This is a genomic window from Mycolicibacterium arabiense, assembly GCF_010731815.2.
In the GTDB taxonomy this organism is placed as follows: domain Bacteria; phylum Actinomycetota; class Actinomycetes; order Mycobacteriales; family Mycobacteriaceae; genus Mycobacterium; species Mycobacterium arabiense.
In genome coordinates, this window is sequence record NZ_AP022593.1 from 2044092 (window position 1) to 2060200 (window position 16109).

Annotated in this window: 17 protein-coding genes; 2 read left to right on the forward strand and 15 right to left on the reverse strand. The window is 66.7% G+C overall.

What is annotated here, in order from left to right; translation table 11 throughout:
• Nucleotide 1 precedes the first annotated feature (1 nt).
• From G6N61_RS11540 to G6N61_RS11555, 4 genes are read right to left on the reverse strand one after another with little or no spacing between them, the layout of a single operon-like run.
• Nucleotides 2-1360, reverse strand: a complete 1359-nt coding sequence (locus G6N61_RS11540) for an ATP-grasp domain-containing protein (protein ID WP_235887494.1) — start codon at nt 1358-1360, stop codon at nt 2-4.
• The gene (locus G6N61_RS11545) at nt 1357-2190 is read right to left on the reverse strand and encodes an O-methyltransferase (RefSeq protein WP_235887495.1); all 834 of its coding nucleotides are present in this window, start codon (nt 2188-2190) and stop codon (nt 1357-1359) included. Before G6N61_RS11545 ends, G6N61_RS11540 begins: the two co-directional genes overlap by 4 nt.
• Nucleotides 2191-2194: 4 nt before the next feature.
• Nucleotides 2195-3421 (reverse strand): sedoheptulose 7-phosphate cyclase, encoded by a 1227-nt coding sequence (locus G6N61_RS11550; RefSeq protein ID WP_163918650.1) that lies wholly within the window; start codon nt 3419-3421, stop codon nt 2195-2197.
• Between the two features lie 34 nt (nt 3422-3455).
• The gene (locus tag G6N61_RS11555; RefSeq protein WP_163918651.1) at nt 3456-4121 is read right to left on the reverse strand and encodes an HAD family hydrolase; all 666 of its coding nucleotides are present in this window, start codon (nt 4119-4121) and stop codon (nt 3456-3458) included.
• Between the two features lie 202 nt (nt 4122-4323).
• Between G6N61_RS11555 and G6N61_RS11560 the strand changes: the two genes are divergently transcribed.
• Nucleotides 4324-4896: a TetR/AcrR family transcriptional regulator gene (locus G6N61_RS11560; protein WP_163918652.1), complete on the forward strand. Its 573-nt coding sequence runs from the start codon at nt 4324-4326 to the stop codon at nt 4894-4896.
• On the opposite strand, the gene G6N61_RS11565 is transcribed toward G6N61_RS11560, so the two are convergent.
• From G6N61_RS11565 to G6N61_RS11610, 10 genes are all read right to left on the reverse strand, one after another.
• Nucleotides 4893-6209, reverse strand: a complete 1317-nt coding sequence (locus G6N61_RS11565) for a lipase family protein (RefSeq protein ID WP_163918653.1) — start codon at nt 6207-6209, stop codon at nt 4893-4895. The two genes, G6N61_RS11560 and G6N61_RS11565, sit on opposite strands and share 4 nt — an antisense overlap.
• 112 nt (nt 6210-6321) lie before the next feature.
• The gene (locus G6N61_RS11570) at nt 6322-6597 is read right to left on the reverse strand and encodes a hypothetical protein (protein ID WP_235887496.1); all 276 of its coding nucleotides are present in this window, start codon (nt 6595-6597) and stop codon (nt 6322-6324) included.
• A gap of 3 nt (nt 6598-6600) precedes the next feature.
• The gene (locus G6N61_RS11575; RefSeq protein ID WP_163924763.1) at nt 6601-7458 is read right to left on the reverse strand and encodes an oxygenase MpaB family protein; all 858 of its coding nucleotides are present in this window, start codon (nt 7456-7458) and stop codon (nt 6601-6603) included.
• 60 nt (nt 7459-7518) lie between these two features.
• The gene (locus tag G6N61_RS11580; protein WP_235887497.1) at nt 7519-7746 is read right to left on the reverse strand and encodes a hypothetical protein; all 228 of its coding nucleotides are present in this window, start codon (nt 7744-7746) and stop codon (nt 7519-7521) included.
• A 172-nt stretch (nt 7747-7918) separates the two neighbouring features.
• Nucleotides 7919-9385: an adenosylhomocysteinase gene (gene ahcY, locus G6N61_RS11585; RefSeq protein WP_163918654.1), complete on the reverse strand. Its 1467-nt coding sequence runs from the start codon at nt 9383-9385 to the stop codon at nt 7919-7921.
• A 120-nt stretch (nt 9386-9505) separates the two neighbouring features.
• A complete protein-coding gene (alkX, locus tag G6N61_RS11590; protein ID WP_163918655.1) occupies nt 9506-10138 on the reverse strand; it encodes a TetR family transcriptional regulator AlkX in 633 nt (210 codons plus the stop codon).
• 55 nt (nt 10139-10193) lie between these two features.
• Entirely contained in the window at nt 10194-10373 is a 180-nt protein-coding gene (locus tag G6N61_RS11595; RefSeq protein ID WP_163918656.1) for a rubredoxin, read from the reverse strand.
• 1 nt (nt 10374) lies between these two features.
• Nucleotides 10375-10539, reverse strand: coding sequence for a rubredoxin (locus tag G6N61_RS11600; RefSeq protein WP_163918657.1), 165 nt, complete (start codon nt 10537-10539; stop codon nt 10375-10377).
• Nucleotides 10536-11759 carry an alkane 1-monooxygenase gene (locus G6N61_RS11605; RefSeq protein ID WP_163918658.1) on the reverse strand — a complete coding sequence of 408 codons (1224 nt, stop codon included), beginning with the start codon at nt 11757-11759 and terminating at the stop codon, nt 10536-10538. Before G6N61_RS11605 ends, G6N61_RS11600 begins: the two co-directional genes overlap by 4 nt.
• Nucleotides 11760-11967: 208 nt before the next feature.
• Nucleotides 11968-13446, reverse strand: coding sequence for an APC family permease (locus G6N61_RS11610; RefSeq protein ID WP_163918659.1), 1479 nt, complete (start codon nt 13444-13446; stop codon nt 11968-11970).
• A 57-nt stretch (nt 13447-13503) separates the two neighbouring features.
• Between G6N61_RS11610 and G6N61_RS11615 the strand changes: the two genes are divergently transcribed.
• Nucleotides 13504-14886 (forward strand): FAD-dependent oxidoreductase, encoded by a 1383-nt coding sequence (locus G6N61_RS11615; protein WP_163918660.1) that lies wholly within the window; start codon nt 13504-13506, stop codon nt 14884-14886.
• On the opposite strand, the gene manA is transcribed toward G6N61_RS11615, so the two are convergent.
• A complete protein-coding gene (gene manA / locus G6N61_RS11620) occupies nt 14883-16109 on the reverse strand; it encodes a mannose-6-phosphate isomerase, class I (RefSeq protein WP_163918661.1) in 1227 nt (408 codons plus the stop codon). The two genes, G6N61_RS11615 and manA, sit on opposite strands and share 4 nt — an antisense overlap.

A 16109-nucleotide genomic window follows, 5' to 3' on the forward strand; every position in this document is an offset into this window, starting at 1 on the left:
GTCAGTCACCACCCGGTTCCACGAGCTTGCCGATGTTGAAGTCGATCCGCGTCCATCCCGTGCCGCGCCGGAGGTTCCGCCACAGCAGCGACGGGATCTGCACGTGGTGGACCGCAAAGAACGGCAGCGGGTCCCAGCGCGCGAAGATCGCGTCCTTGCCCGCCAGGATGGTGGCGATCCGGTCTCGCCGATTGGGCTGTGTGAGCAGCCGCCACACTTCGTGATACAGCCAATACGTGGGCCGCGCACCCGGATTCGGCGTGATCGTGGAGTGGCCGTCCTCGAGGTAGGCCGCCGCGACGTCCGGGTGGTCGTAGAACATCGTGATCGCCGAGTGGGTGCGCGGGTTGCACTCGATCGCGTAGACGTGCCCGTCCGCGGCCTCGATGAAGTCGAACGACACCTGTCCGGTGAGTCCGAGCGCTGCGACGAAACGGCGCACCCAGTCCTCGATCTCGGGCTTGTCGACCGCGGCGTAGTTGATCTGGAACGCCGACGACTCGCAGCAGCAGTAGACCTGCAGGTGGCCGTCACGGACCGTACCGTGCGTGCAGTACTCCTGACCGGTGACGTACTCCTGCAGGATCCACGGGTCATCGGCGGTGATGTGCAACCGACGCGCGAACTCCGCGTTCTGCGTGGGCGTCTCACGCGTCAGACGCGTCAGGTCCATCCGTCCGACGGGGTTGTATGCAACCCGCTTGAGGATGTAGCTGCGACCTTCGGGGAACTCGAACTCCTCGACCTGACGCGCGTCGGTGATGCGGCGGGAATCGGGAACCCGCAGACCGATCGCCTCTGCCGTGCGGGAGAACTCGGACTTGTCATCCACTCTGCGCACCATCTCGGAGTCGAGGTGCACCACCTCGCACACCTCGTCGAGCAGACGACGGGCATCGGACTCGTACACGCTCGAGGCAGGACTCGAGACCGGCACGAAGACATCGACCCCCTCACGGCGCGCGATGTCCAGCAGCGCCTTGGCGTACCCGGGCGCGGTGGGTTCGGGCACGACGTGGAACCGGTCGACGGCCCGCGAGAACCGGTGGCCGGTCAGCCGGTACTTCGCGGACTCGACGAGGATCACCCGGTGCCCTGCGGTGTGGAATGACCGCGCGAGTTGCAGCGCCTTGGTCATCTTCCCGCCGCTGATCAAAATCGTTCTCGCACCGCCGGTTCCGTCTCCGTGGCGGGGCTTCGGCGCCCTGGTGGCGAGAGCCAGTGCGACCACCGCCAGGTTGATCGGCGCGGTGATGCACAGCCCGGCGAGAGCGAGCAGCGTGCGGGCGGCCGAACCCAGGCGCACCTCGGCCCCGGCGACGATCGGCGCCGGGGTCGAGGTCGTCGTCGACGTCGTCACGTCGGGATGCGCCGGATCAGCGTGAGTCCGTCACGCAGCGGCAGGATCACCTGCTCCACCCTGGCGTCGGCGGCGACGGCCTCGTTGAACGAGGCGATCGCCGCACCGTTGGAAGTGACGTTCACCCCGGTGTACGGCTGCCCCTGCATCAAGGTGTTGTCCACCGCGATGACGGCGTCCTGGCTGAGCAGGTCGCCGTCGAGCAGCAGGTCGAGGTAGCCCAGGTAGCCCGACTTGTCTGCGTCGATGAAGACGAAGTCGAACGGCCCGGTCTCCGGCACGCCTGCTGCCAATCGGCGCAGCGTGTCCATGGCGGGGCCCACCTCTACGCTGATGCGGTCACCCACCGGGGAATCGTCGAAGCAGCCCCTCGCGAACTCCGCGACGCCGGCGTCGACCTCGCACGCCACCAGAGATCCGCCGTCCGGCAGTGCCTCTGCCATTGCGAGCGCCGAATAGCCGGTGAACATTCCGACCTCGAGCACCCGCGTGGCACCGCAGAGGCGCACCAGGAACTTCAGCGCCTGGCCCTCGACGTGACCCGAGAGCATCTCCTGCTCGAGCTGCCCGGAGGACTGGCCTGCCCAGTCCGTTTCGCGGGTCCGCTGCGCGAGTCGCGCCAATGCGGGCGACTCCGCGGTCGTGCAACGATCCAGATACGGGTCCAGCCCGCCTGCCAGGTCGCGCACGCGGCGCATCCGGTCCAGCAGGTCCGTCGGCGCCCCGCCCCACGCCTCCAGCTCCGCGCACAGGTCCACCAATTCGGCGGCGACGATCGTCGTCGGCGTCACAGCGCGCGGTGGTGCCGGCGCAGTCTCCTGCGCAGCCATGGCGTCAGGCATGGGAGGCGGCGGGGGTGGCCGGTGTGAACATGTCGACACCGTCCCCGCCGCGATCGAACTCGAGGCACAGCTTCTTGTGCAACGTCAACGTGTCGGCGAGTTCGTCGACGGTGACGTCGTTGAGGAACCGGCAGTTCCCGATCGGATCGGGCACGGCGGCGCGGAGGATGCCGTCGCGGGTCTTCAGGATCGAGTCGGTGGCCGAGGCCAGCAGACCGGCGGTGAGGTAGTCACTGTCGAGTGCCAGGCCGAGCGCACTCATCACGTTGAGCACCCGGTCGCGGTCCGTGGCCGAGATGAGGCCACGCTGCTCGGCGAGCGTGGTCGACAACGCCATGTCGATGTTGATCGCGTGGCCGTGGAAGAACGGCGCCGGCGGCGTGAGTTCCAACGTGGGACTCCAGGTGTGACCGAATGCGATCACCCGATCCAGGTCGATCTCGTGCAGGTTCGGCGCCTCGAGGTCCAGCATCGTGGCGATGGCCTCATAGGTGAGACGGTCACCGACCTGGCGCAGTTCCTCGGTGCCGTCGAGGTGGCCGAACCGGGTCCGCAGCAGATCTGCGCCGTGGCTTTCCAGCAGTCCGAAGATCTCGGCATTGCCGACGACGGCGATCTTGATCAACTCGGCCATGCCGTTGCGCACCTGATCCTCCGGCAGCGTGCGCAGAAAGGAGAAGTCGAGGAAGACCTTCTGCGAGGCGTGGTAGGCACCGAGGCGGTTCTTGTGCTTGCCGTGGTTGACGGCCACCTTGATCGACACACTGGCGTCGATCAGACCGATCAGCGTGGTCGGGATGCGAATGTAGGGCGTGTTGCGCCGGTAGCTCGCACACGCGAAACCCGCGACGTCGGTGGTCAATCCGCCACCGACGACCAGGACGGGCTCGGTGCGCACCAGACCGTAGGCATCGAACTCGCTGACGATGCGCTCGAACGTCTCCAGCGACTTCGCGGTCTCGCGGATCTGCACGGGGATGACCGTCAGCGTGAGACCGTGATGATCGAAGTAGGCGCGGATCTGCTCGCCGTAGATGCCGTAGACGCTTTCGTCGACGACCATCAGGACCCGGCCGTACGGGCGGTAGCAGTCGGCCAGCGCCTCCTGCTCGGGTGCGAAGATGCCGTCGACGTAGAGGAGGTCGTACTCGATCTTCTCGTAGCCCTCGACGTGAAACGCCCTGTCGCTGCTCGTCACTCGAGCTTGCATGTTGCTCATCGGGTTCTCCTAGTCTCGGTTGGTCGGTCCGCGATCAGGCGCGGGTCAGCTCGACGATGCGGTCGGCGTCGAGCGCGTCGACGGTCTCGGCGGCCGCGCTGAAGTCACCGCCGGAGGTGTTCTGGTTGGGGAAGGCGACACAGGTGACGCCGGCGTTCGCGGCGGCCTGCACGCCACCCACGTTGTCCTCGATCGCGACGGCGCTCGAAGCGTCCTCGCCGAGCTCTTCGAGGGCGAAGAGGTATGACGCAGGGTCGGGCTTGGTCTGATCGACCGACGAGCTGTCGACCACCAGGTCGAAGGCGTCCGCGTTGAGCTTGCGCTGCAGGGCGGCGAGCAGCGCGGACACGTTCTCGGTCGACGTGGTGGTGACCAGTCCGAGCTTGTAGCCCTCGTGCTTGGCCCGTTCCATGGTGCGGACGACACCGGGACGCGGTTCCACGTCCTCGTCGTTGAGCAGCTTGCGGAAGATCTCGGACTTGGTGGCGTGGATGGCCGACGAATCGACGTCCTGGCCGCGCGACGCCGCATAGTCCGCGACTCGCTGGGCGCCGCCGTTGGAGCCGAGCATGGCGGAGTAGTCGTCCTGGGACCAGTCCCAGTCCAGCCCGTGGCTGGCGAACGCTTCGTTGAACGCGCGGCGCTGGAGTTCCGAGGTGTCGGCGAGGGTGCTGATGGATCCGAACAAGATTGCGGACATTGATGGCCTTTCGCTCGACGCATGGCGTCTTCTGATGGTTGACGCGACGCGAACCCACTCACCCGACCCGCATCCCGCGCCGTGAATCCCCGGTCCAATACTGCGCTAAACGTCCAATTATGAACATTCATGTCATTATTGAACAGAGCGTCCATTAGGTAGCTTGTGCCATTCGGTGCACACGACGGCGAGGAGGTGGCCCGTGACACCTCCCGACCGATCCGAATCGGCCGATTCAGGACAGGACGCCCGGGTGGCCCGTACGCGTGCCGACGTATCCCGCGCCGCCCTACAAGTCCTCACCAGCGAGGGCGCCGACGCGCTGACCCACGCGCACGTCGCCGAGATCGCCGGTTATTCGAAGACCACGCTGTACACCCACTGGCCCTCGCGGGTAGAGCTGATCATGCTGGCGCTCGACGCGATGGGCGAGTTCCCGCATCAGGAACCCACCGGCGACCTGCGCGCCGACCTCATCGGCGAACTGCGCGTCTTCCGGCAGGCCGTGACGGACTTCCGGCTCGACCAGATCCTGTCGGTAATGGCCCAGTGGGCCTCAGTCGACGACATGGCCGCAATCCGGGACCGCATCAACGGTGACGGCCAGCGGCCGATCCGCACCATGCTGAGCCAGGTGTTCGAAGGGCCCAGACTGCAGGCGGCCACCTCGATGATCTCCGGCGTGGTGGCCTGCCCGACGGTGATGTTCGGCGCGCTTCCCGACGACGACGTCATCGAAGCGGCAGTGGACCTGGTGTTGAAGGGCGCGCGCTAGAACTGGCCGCAGTTGGGCGTCGTCGGCAGACCGTTGAACCGATCGGCAATCCACTGCATGGCCCGTTCGCCGTCGACCAGCATCGGCAGGGCGTGGTTGACGACGGCCTTGTTGAGGAACGGCGGCTGTTCGTTGGTCCAGAACTGGACGTCGGCGCCGTGGCCGCACCAGTCACGGCCGAGTTGATTGGAGGCAGTCCACGGCACCAGCGGGTCGAATCGGTTGCTGAGGATCAGCGCGGGCGCATTCGGCGTGAGCTTGCCGATGCGCTGCATGTCGAACAGCGTCTTGAACGGCTCCTGCTCCACTGTCGCGAAGATGTCGTCGTTGAAGTAGGGCTGCAGGTGCCGGAACATGAACTTGGTGGCCGTTTCGGCGACGCACTGATCCTGGACCTTCGCCAGCATGTCGGCGCCACGCGGGGTGAGCTTGTCCCGGATCGTCTGCGCGAACTCCGGGTACGTCGTGATGACCGAGTTGAGCGCGTATCCGACCACGCCCACCAGCGCGCTGCCGTCGGCGTAGGGGAACAGTTCCTTCAGGTCGGCCGGGGGCGCACCCGCGTAGGTTCCGACGACGTGCAGCTCCGGCGCGTAGGACGACGCGAGTTCTGCGGCCGACGCTGCCGCGCCGCCGCCCTGGGAGTAGCCCCAAAACGCCAGCGGCCCATCCGGGTTCAACGAGGTCTCCGGCAAGCGCATGGCCGCCCGGCCCGCGTCGAGCATCGCGTTGCCCTGCGCGACGCGGTTGACGTAGGTATGCAGGCCCGGGGTGCCGAGGCCCTGGTAGTCGGTCATCACGATCGCGAAGCCCCGCGCCACCATGGTCGCGACGAACAGTTCCTCGTAGTTGAACGCGATGTCGAGATACGGCGAGAAGTGAATGCCCTGATTGAACTGCCGTGACGGCGCGCACTGGTCGCCCTGCCCTTGGGTGCCGGGGCCGTAGACGATCAGCGGCCGCGGACCCTGCCCCGGCCAGTCGTTGAACGGTTCGAAGTAGGTTCCGGTGACCGCCATCGGATTGCCGCGGGCGTCGGTGCTGCGGTACATGATTCGGGTGCCGGTGGCCATGATCGCCCCGAGCTGACCAGACGGCTCGAGCACCAGGCGCGACGGCTCCGAGCGCACCACGTCGCCCGGCCTGCCGGGCGGCAACGGGTCCGGCGGCGTGTAGAACGCCAAGTACTCGTCCTCGTTGTACTTGGGGTCACGAACGTCGTTGGTCGGATCCGGCTCCGCGTATGCCGAGGGCAGTGCCCCCAGAGTTCCGAACAGCAGCGCGACGACGACGACCCCCAGTAACCGACCCATGATGGCCGAACCGTAACAAATCACGCCGCTTATGTAATGGCTTCGTCCCATTGCTCGACTTCTGAACCGTGAAAGTCGTTGTCGTCGAACGAGGTTGTGACCATTTTGCCAATTACGAGCACAGGTCGGGGACGACGGCAAACAGCGGCCACAGCGACGCGACCAGCCCGAACGCGACGAGGTCGGCGGCCGCGGGGAGCAGCGGTTGCAACTGCTTCTCGAGCGCGGTGATGGTCTCGTAGCGAAGCAGTGAGTAGCCAAGACCGATCAGGATGTGCGGAATCGCCAGCCACAACCCGAACTCGACCATCGCCTCGACGCTCACCTTGCGGCCGAGGAGTCGACGCGCGCGGCTGCGGACCGGCTGATGCGCTTCTCGAGTCTTCAACTGTCACACCAATCTTCGGTGGGTACGGATCCGGCGACGCACGTCGGCCAGCAGGAGGAGACTGCCGCCCTGGCGGACGAACTCCGGCAGGAATCGGTTCGCGAAGGCGACGGTCAGGAACAACCGCTCGAAGACGAACTGCCGTCCGCTCCCCCAGCCCAGCCCAAGTGCATCGCGGAACACGGGTGCGAGGAAACCCGCGGTGAGGAATTTCAGCAACGGCCGCATCGATAGCCGCAGAACGGGATTGACCATCACTAGGTTCAGCAGGTCCTGCAGATACGTCTGCACGACGGCGTCGACGGTGACGCGTCGGCAGGCATCCACCCAGTAGTCGTCGAACTGGGCACGGGTGGCCGGCCACTGATCGTCGGTGACCTGCAGCGTGGTGCCGAGCGGCCATGCCGACAGATAGAACTGCTCGGACTGCTCGGGCGTCATCACCCCCCGGAGCAGTTGATAGGTGTCCTCGAGGCCGACGAACAGGCATGCAGCGACCCACATCTGAAGTTCGCGGTCGAACGCGCTGTAGCGCACCGGACTCGCCGTCGTCGACGTCACCTCCCGGTGGACGCCGTCGACCGCAGCCTTGAACGCGACGCGATCGTCGTCGGAACCCAGCAGTGCCACTGCGAGGTACTGGAACGTCGTGCGCGCCCGCTTCCACGGGTGTACGAGCAGGTTGCCGGATTCGACTCGACTCTCGACCACGCCGTACCCGACCTGCGGCCGGGCCAACTGCATGACGACGTTGGCGGCGCCGGCGGCGAAGGCCCAGAAGTCCATGGCATCGGACGCGGTGACATCGTCGTCCGTCCAACGTGCGGTGCGGCGACCGATCGCGATGCGGCACTGCTCCAGCGTGAGATCTGGCCTGGCAGAGTATGATTCGTCGCCGACGGGATCAACGGACACGGGTCGTCACACCACGCAGGCGCCGACGAGGAGCAACGGCCACGCCAGCACGCTGCCCACGACCGACACCACCAGCCCGATGCCGGTCAACCCGGCGAAGCGGTCGGCGTGGAACAGTGTCCACGCCACGCCGAGGATCGCGTACGGCGCGTTGACGATCACCGCCAGACCGATCCACTCGGCGACCGTCATCTCCTTGCGCAGCAGTGCGCGCGCACTCTCGTATGCGTCCACGACGTCTCCCCCGGCTCTCGACTGACCGCTATGTTAATGATCATTCCGGACCGCGAGGTCGGTTCGACCGCATCCGATGGTCGATTCACCCACACAACGGAAAGCCCCCGGCACACGATGTGTGCCAGGGGCTCTCTGTGAGACGGCGCTCGCCAGTGTTGCGGCGAGACGATCAGTAGCGGTAGTGCTCCGGCTTGTACGGGCCCTCGACGTCGACGCCGATGTACTCGGCCTGCTCCTTGGTGAGGCGGGTCAGCGACCCACCGAGTGCTTCGACGTGGATCTTCGCGACCTTCTCGTCGAGGTGCTTGGCCAGGCGGTACACCTCGTTGTCGTACTCGTCGTTCTTGGTCCACAGCTCGATCTGAGCGATGACCTGGTTCGAGAAGCTATTGCTCATCACGAACGACGGGTGTCCGGTCGCGTTGCCCAGGTTCAGCAGACGACCCTCGGACAGCACGATGATCGAATGGCCGTCGGGGAAGACGAACTCGTCGACCTGCGGCTTGATGTTGATCCGGCGGATGTCCGGGTCACGCTCGAGGCGCGCCATCTCGATCTCGTCGTCGAAGTGACCGATGTTGCCCAGGATGGCCTGGTGCTTCATCGACCGCATGTGGTCGAGGGTGATGATGCCCTGGTTGCCGGTAGCGGTGATGATGATGTCGGCCCAGCCCACGGCCTCTTCGACGGTCTTGACCTCGAAGCCGTCCATCAGCGCCTGCAGGGCGTTGATGGGGTCGATCTCGGTGACCGCGACGCGCGCACCCTGCGCCTTGAGCGCCTCGGCGCAGCCCTTGCCGACGTCGCCGTAACCGCACACCAGCGCTGCCTTGCCGCCGATGAGGACGTCGGTGCCGCGGTTGATGCCGTCGATGAGCGAGTGCCGGGTGCCGTACTTGTTGTCGAACTTGCTCTTGGTGACGGAGTCGTTGACGTTGATCGCCGGGAACGCCAGGTCACCCGCGGCGGCGAACTGGTAGAGCCGCAGCACGCCGGTGGTGGTCTCCTCGGTGACGCCCTGGACCGAATCGGCAATCTTGGTCCACTTGCCCTTGTCGGTCTCGAACCGGTTGCGCAGCAGGTTCAGGAACACCTTGTACTCGTCGGACGCGTCCTCCTCGTCCGGGGGCACGACGCCGGCCTTCTCGAACTGTGCGCCGCGCAGCACCAGCATGGTGGCGTCGCCGCCGTCGTCGAGGATCATGTTCGCGGGCTCGTTCGGCCAGGTCAGCATCTGCTCGGCCGCCCACCAGTACTCCTCGAGCGACTCACCCTTCCACGCGAACACGGGGACGCCCTTGGGCTCCTCGGGCGTGCCGTGCGGCCCGACGACCGTCGCCGCAGCGGCGTGGTCCTGGGTGGAGAAGATGTTGCAGGAGGCCCAGCGGACCTCGGCGCCGAGCGCCACCAGCGTCTCGATGAGCACGGCGGTCTGGATCGTCATGTGCAGCGAGCCGGAGACCCGGGCGCCCTTGAGCGGCAGAACCTCGGAGTACTCGCGGCGCAGCGCCATCAGACCGGGCATCTCGTGCTCGGCCAGACGGATCTCCTTGCGACCGAACTCGGCCAGCGAGAGGTCCGCCACCTTGAAGTCGATCCCGTTGCGTACGTCGGCGGTCAATGTTGGTGCAGTCATGTAGATGTCCCTTTTGTTCGTGAGTCGTGCCGTGGGCGCGCGGAAGCGTGCAACGGCAACAGCAAGTAGACACCCTCGGCCTGCGGGCTCGCGGGACAGGCGACTGAAGCGCTCTGCCGGCTAAGGGGTATCTATGACACCGTAGCGTTCGGCGAACGGTGTCATCAATCTGGCCAGGTCACGCGCCACGTCGTGATTGGCTTCCGGCGGCATCGACACGTAGCTCATGGCCAACCGCACGATGGCGCGGGCGAGGACGCCGGAGTCCTCCTCGCTGGCGCGGACCCAGCTGTGCATGAAGGTCGACGTCAGCCGTTCCGAGCAGCGCGTGATGATCGGCGCACTGTCGGTGGTGATGATCTGCAGCAGGTCCGGCTTGGCCACGCCGGTCAGCAGCGAGATGACCAACGGGTCGGAGGCGGACTCGGCGAAGAACGCCCGGAAACCCTCGAGGAACGCGGTGTGTATGTTTCCGACGTTTCCGTCGATCGCGTGGTCCACGGCGTCGACCAGGCGATCGGCCAGGCGTAGGGCGTACCCCTCGGCGAGGCCCTGTCGCGACCCGAACTCGTTGTAGATCGTCTGCCTGCTGATGCCTGCCGCCTTGGCGACGTCCGACAGCGTGATCGACGACCAGTCGCGGGACAGCAACAACTCCCGCATGCCATCGAGGATCGAGTCGCGCAGCAGCACCCGGGACGCCTCGGCGTACGGCACCCTCTGGGCCGAACGACGGTCACGGTCTGCACTCACACGGGCGACAGTATCCGTTTCGGGCGCCAGGGACGTCGTCACCGCCGCGTCGCGTTCACGGCCTGGCGACCTCGATCATCTCGAAGTCGGACTTGGCCGCACCGCAATCCGGGCAGCTCCAGTCCTCGGGGATGTCGTCCCACCGGGTGCCCGGCGCGATGCCGTCCTCCGGCCAGCCCTTCTCCTCGTCGTACTCGAAACCGCATTGCACGCAGACGAACAACTTGTAATCCATGTCAGCTCACTTCCTCGAAATCGACCTTCTCGCGGACCGCGCAATCCGGGCAGGCCCAGTCGTCGGGCACCTGGTCCCACGACGTGCCGGCCGGAAATCCCTCGCGCGGAGCACCTTTGGCCTCGTCGTAGACGAAGTCGCAACCCGGGCAGCGGTAGGCGCTCACTTCTGATCGCCGTACTTGGCGAGCACCTTGTCCCGCACCCGCGGGTGGACGTTGACGCGGCTGATGTCGCCGTCGTAGTGCGCCAGCACGCGGTGGTCCATGACCTTGCGCCACAGCGGCGGGAAGTACGTCAGTCCGATCATCGACGCGTACCCGCTGGGGAGGTTTGGAGCGCCCTCCATGCTGCGCAGCGTCTGGTAGCGGCGCGTCGGGTTCGCGTGGTGATCGCTGTGCCGCTGCAGGTGGTAGAGGAACAGGTTGGTCACCAGGTGGTCGGAGTTCCAGCTGTGCTGGGGCGCGCAGCGCTCGTACCGCCCGCTGGCGGTCTTCTGCCGGAGCAGCCCATAGTGCTCGAGGTAGTTCACGGTCTCCAGCAGCGCGAACCCGAACACCGCGGAGATCACCACGTACGGGATCAGCGCGAGACCGAACACCGCGATCAGTGCGCCGTACAGCACCACCGACATCGCCCAGGCGTTCAGCACGTCGTTCGACCAGTGCCACGGGCTCTTGTCGAGACGGCGCAACCGCTGCGCCTCCAGCTCCCACGACGACTTGAGGCTGCCCCACACGCTGCGGGGCAGGAACTCCCAGAACGTCTCACCGAACCGCGCCGACGCGGGATCCCCCGGCGTGGCAACCCGGACGTGATGGCCGCGGTTGTGCTCGATGAAGAAGTGCCCGTAGCAGGTCTGCGCCAGCGTGATCTTCGACAACCACCGCTCGAGCGAGTCCTTCTTGTGGCCCAGCTCGTGCGCGGTGTTGATGCCGACGCCGCCCATCATCCCGACCGACAGTGCGAGACCGATCTTCGCCGGCCAGCTCAGTGAGCCGTCGAACCCGAGCCAGCCGAGGTCCGAGGCCGTGAAGAGGTAGGCGCCGATGACGACGGTGAGGTACTGGAACGGGATGAAGCTGTAGGTGCACCAGCGGTAGTACTTGTCGTTCTCGAGCCGGGCGACCACCTCGTCGGGCGGGTTCTCGCCGTCGGGTCCGAACTTCCGGTCGAGCAGCGGCAGCACGATGTACACCAGGATCGGCCCGATCCAGAACGGGACCTGCGCCGCCGCGTGCCAGCCGAGCTGGTTGAGCGCCCACACGATCGGCAGCATCACCAGCACCGCGGTCGGCACGATCAAGCCCATCAGCCACAGGTAACGCTTCTTGTCGCGCCACTGCTCCACCGGGACGTTCGCATTCGGATCGATCTGCGTAGTCACAGCTAGTTCACCTCCATGTGAGAGCCATCACTGTCTGCGTTGACTATAGGAGCTGTTTTGTCGGCTGTCTAGACACCGAGACCGTTTTTGTAAACGCAGGCGCGCCCACGACGTCGCCGAGACTGCTGAGAGATCGCGTTTTCGAGGTGAAATGCGATCTGCCAGCAGTCTCGGCGGGAGGTGGGGCCGCGGCCCCGCGGGAAGGGGTTTACCTGGGCGAGGGGGCGGCCTCGCGGCGGCCCAGCAGCGAGTGCCTGCGGCCGTACAGCAGATAGATGACGATGCCGATGACCATCCAGATGCCGAACCGGATCCACGTGAGTCCGGTCAGATTCAGCATCAGCCAGAGGCAGGCGAGGATCGACACGATCGGCAGCACGGGCACGAACGGGGCACGGAAGCCCCGCGGCAGGTCGGGCCGCGTCCGCCGCAGCACGATGACCCCGGCGGAGACCAGGACGAACGCGAACAGCGTGCCGACGTTCACCATCTCCTCGAGGCGTTCGACCGGGAACACCGAGGCGGCCAGCGCGACGACGACGCCGACCACCACCGTGATCCGCACTGGCGTGCCGTGTGTTCCGGTCTTGGCCAGCTGACGCGGCAGCAGACCGTCGCGGGACATCGCGAACAGCACCCTGATCTGCCCCAGCAGCAGGACCATCACCACGGTGGTGAGGCCCGCGAGAGCACCGATCGAGATGATCGTGGCCGCCCAGTCGACCCCGTTGGCGGTGAACGCCGTGGCCAGATTCGCCTGACCATCGGGGCCGGCGGTCAGATCGGTGTAGGGCACCATGCCCGACAGCACGACCGACACCGCGACGTAGAGGAACGTGACGATCGCCAGCGAGTACAGGATGCCGCGTGGCACGTCGCGCTGCGGGTTCTTGGTCTCCTCCGCGGTGGTGGCGACGATGTCGAAGCCGATGAAGGCGAAGAACACGATCGACGCACCCGCCAGCAGGCCGTACCAGCCGTAGGTACTGCCCTCGGCGCCGGTGATCAGCGAGAACACGGACTGGTCGATGCCCGACCCGGTGTCGGCGTTCGATTCCGTAGGCGGGATGAACGGGCTGTAGTTGGCCGCCTTGACGTAGAACGCTCCGACGATCACCACGAGCAGCACCACCGTCACCTTGATCGCGGTGACGACAGCGCTGAAGTTCGACGAGAGCTTGGTGCCTCGCGCCAGCAGCAGACACAGCACGGTGATGATGATCAGCGCGCCCCAGTCCAGCGTGACGGGGCCGAGATCGACCGTGCCGCCGGAGAAGCCGAAGACCGTGCCCAGATACGACGACCAGCCCTTCGCCACCACTGCCGCGGCGACCGCGAACTCGAGGATGAGGTCCCAGCCGATGATCCAGGCCGTGAACTCGCCGAAGGTGGCGTAGGAGAACGTGTAGGCGCTGCCGGCCACCGGCACCGTCGACGCGAACTCGGCGTAGCAGAGCGCCGCCAGCCCGCAGGTGATGGCGGCGATCACGAACGAGATCGAGATCGCCGGGCCGGTCAGATCGCCCGCCGTCGACGCGGTGATCGTGAAGATCCCGGCCCCGATGACGACCGACACCCCGAAGACCGTGAGGTCACGCCACGTGAGGTCCTTGCGTAGACGGGTATCCGGCTCGTCGGTGTCGGCAATGGACTGCTCGACCGACTTGATACGCCACCGATCCGTCATATTCGGAGCTCCTCCATGGTTCGTGTGACGGGGACCATACCCAGTACCGTCGCAGTCATGGGCAAACAGGCCATTGTGATCGGTGCCAGCCTCGCCGGACTCTGCGCGGCTCGGGTGCTGTCGGACACCTACGACCGGGTGACCATCTACGAACGCGACGAACTTCCCGACGGCCCTGCCAACCGGACCGCGGTGCCGCAGGGCCGCCACGTCCACCTGCTGATGGCACGCGGGGCCGCCGAGTTCGAGGACCTGTTCCCGGGTTTGCTCGACGACATGGTCGCCGCCGGCGTGCCGATGCTGGAGAACCGGCCCGACTGCATCCACTTCGGCGCCGCAGGCCACGTCCTTGGCACGAAGACGACGCTGAAGCGCGAGTTCACCGCATACGTGCCGAGCCGGCCGCACCTGGAGTGGCAGATCCGCAAGCGCGCGTTGGCGATCCCGAACGTCGTGCTGGTCAAGACCAGCGTCGCCGAACCCCGGTACGACCCGGCGCGGGAACGCGTGACCGGTGTCCTGCTGCAAGCCGGCGACGAGTCCAGCGCGGTACCCGCCGACCTGGTGGTCGACGCGACGGGCCGCGGAACCCGGTTGCCGGTCTGGTTGGAGCAGTGGGGATTCGGCCGACCGACCGAGGACACCGTCGACGTCGGCATCGACTACGCGACGCACCAGGTGCACATCCCCGAAGGCGTCATCAAGGAGAAGGTCGTGGTGGCCGGCGCGTCGCACGATCATCCCGTCGGCCTCGGCATGCTCCTCTACGAGGACGGTAACTGGAGCGTGACGACGTTCGGGACCGGCAAGGTCCCGCCGCCGCAGAACCTGGCCGAGATCTACGAACTCGCCGACACCCTGCTGCCGCCGCACATCAGCGCGGCGCTGCGCAGCGGCGAGCCCATCGGCGAGATGGCCTTCCACAAGTACCCGACCAGCCGGTGGCGACGCTACGACAAGATGGACCGCTTCCCGGCGGGCATCATCCCGTTCGGCGACGCCGTGGTGAGCTTCAACCCGACGTACGGCCAAGGCATGACGATGACGTCGATCCAGGCCCGCAACTTGCGTGCGGTGCTGGAGGCCGGCGAGCAGGACCTAGCGGCGCGGCTGTTCCGGGCGACGAAGAAGACGACGTGGCCGGTGTGGACGATGAACGCCGTCGGCGACCTGGCGTTGCACAACGCCACCGCCGAGCACGTGCCGTGGTGGTACATCAGGGTGGGCAAGCTGTTCGACCAGTTCCTCGGTGCGGCGGAGACGGAGGCCGATCTGGCCGAGTGGTTCCTGCGTCGGTTCAGCCTGCTGGACAGCCTCTACATGGTCCCGGATGCCCGCACGCTAGGCCGCACGATCCGGCACAACATGGGTGCGTTGATCGCCGAGAAGCGCCGGTCCTTGCGGTCGGCGCCGCAGCGCGACCGGGTGTCGGCGCCCTAGATCCCGACGGTCGCGCGGAACAGCTTGCTCGGCCGCTCGGCGACCAGTCGGATGGGGCCGTCGTCGGCGGGGACCCACGCCGACGCGCCGCGCTCGAGGGTCAGGGTGTTCGACTTCGCATGCACGGCAACCGATCCCTCTGTGCACAGCAACACCTGCGGCCCATCGTGGCGGGCAGGCGCATCGACTTCGTGGCCCAGGTACTCACCGTCGAGTGACAGCACCGACACCGCGAATTCCGGTGCGGGAGTCTCGTAGACCAGTTCCAGCCCGTCGCCGACGACCCGAGGCTCGATGACGACCTCCGCGTTCGGCGTGAAGTCGAGCACGCGCAGCAGTTCGGGGACGTCGACGTGCTTGGGCGTCAGCCCACCGCGAAGGACGTTGTCGGAGTTGGCCATCACCTCGAAGCCCATGCCGTGCAGATACGCGTGCAGGTTGCCCGCGGGCAGGAAGATGCCCTGGCCCTCGCTGAGGCTGATGCGGTTGAGCAGCATCGCGGCGAGCACACCGGCGTCACCGGGGTAGCGCTCGCCGAGTTCGAGCAGTGTCTTCGCCTCGGCGGCGAACGCCGTCTGCCCCGAGCGGATGTAGTTCACCGCGCCGTCGAGGACGGTCGGCACCAGCACGTCGAGCTGCGGTTGCGGCGCAGTGATCCAGGTGGTGAACAGCGCGCGCAGCCCGTCGGCGTCGGACTGGCCCGACAGCAGGCCGATGTACGGGTCGAGTGCGGGAACGTTCAACGCCTGCATGAGTTCGACGCTGCCCGCCGCAGGCCGGAACCCCGCCAGCGCCTCGAACGGTCCGAGCGCCACGATCAACTCGGGTTTGTGGCTGCGGTCGCGGTAGTTGCGGGCCGGCCCGTTGATCGGGATCCCGAGCCGGTCCTCCCTGGCGTAGCCCTCGGCGGCCTGCGCGGCGCTCGGGTGGGCCTGCAGCGACAGCGGCTCGTCGGCGGCGAGCACCTTGGCGAGGAACGGCAGCGCGTCGCCGAAGCGGTTGCGCGTCGCCGCGCCCAGCTGCCCTTCGGCGTCGCGCGAGATCACCTCGAGCAGTGAGGTCTCGCCGTCGTCGGACATCAGCCGGGCGGGGTCACCGGGGTGCGCGCCCAGCCACAGTTCGGCCTCGGGATGCGGTGTGGGACTGGGCCTTCCGGTGAACTCCGCGATCGCCGTGCGCGAACCCCAGGCGTAGGTCCGCAGTGCGCCCTTGAGTAGGTTCAT

Excerpts from the sequence above, each read along its gene's own strand:
- G6N61_RS11545 (WP_235887495.1), bottom strand. The coding sequence starts at position 2,190 with ATGGCTGCGCAGGAGACTGCGCCGGCACCACCGCGCGCTGTGACGCCG.
- G6N61_RS11550 (WP_163918650.1), bottom strand. The coding sequence starts at position 3,421 with ATGAGCAACATGCAAGCTCGAGTGACGAGCAGCGACAGGGCGTTTCAC.
- G6N61_RS11555 (WP_163918651.1), bottom strand. The coding sequence starts at position 4,121 with ATGTCCGCAATCTTGTTCGGATCCATCAGCACCCTCGCCGACACCTCG.
- G6N61_RS11565 (WP_163918653.1), bottom strand. The coding sequence starts at position 6,209 with ATGGGTCGGTTACTGGGGGTCGTCGTCGTCGCGCTGCTGTTCGGAACT.
- ahcY (WP_163918654.1), bottom strand. The coding sequence starts at position 9,385 with ATGACTGCACCAACATTGACCGCCGACGTACGCAACGGGATCGACTTC.
- G6N61_RS11595 (WP_163918656.1), bottom strand. The coding sequence starts at position 10,373 with ATGGATTACAAGTTGTTCGTCTGCGTGCAATGCGGTTTCGAGTACGAC.
- G6N61_RS11610 (WP_163918659.1), bottom strand. The coding sequence starts at position 13,446 with ATGACGGATCGGTGGCGTATCAAGTCGGTCGAGCAGTCCATTGCCGAC.
- G6N61_RS11615 (WP_163918660.1), top strand. The coding sequence starts at position 13,504 with ATGGGCAAACAGGCCATTGTGATCGGTGCCAGCCTCGCCGGACTCTGC.
- manA (WP_163918661.1), bottom strand. The coding sequence starts at position 16,109 with ATGAACCTACTCAAGGGCGCACTGCGGACCTACGCCTGGGGTTCGCGC.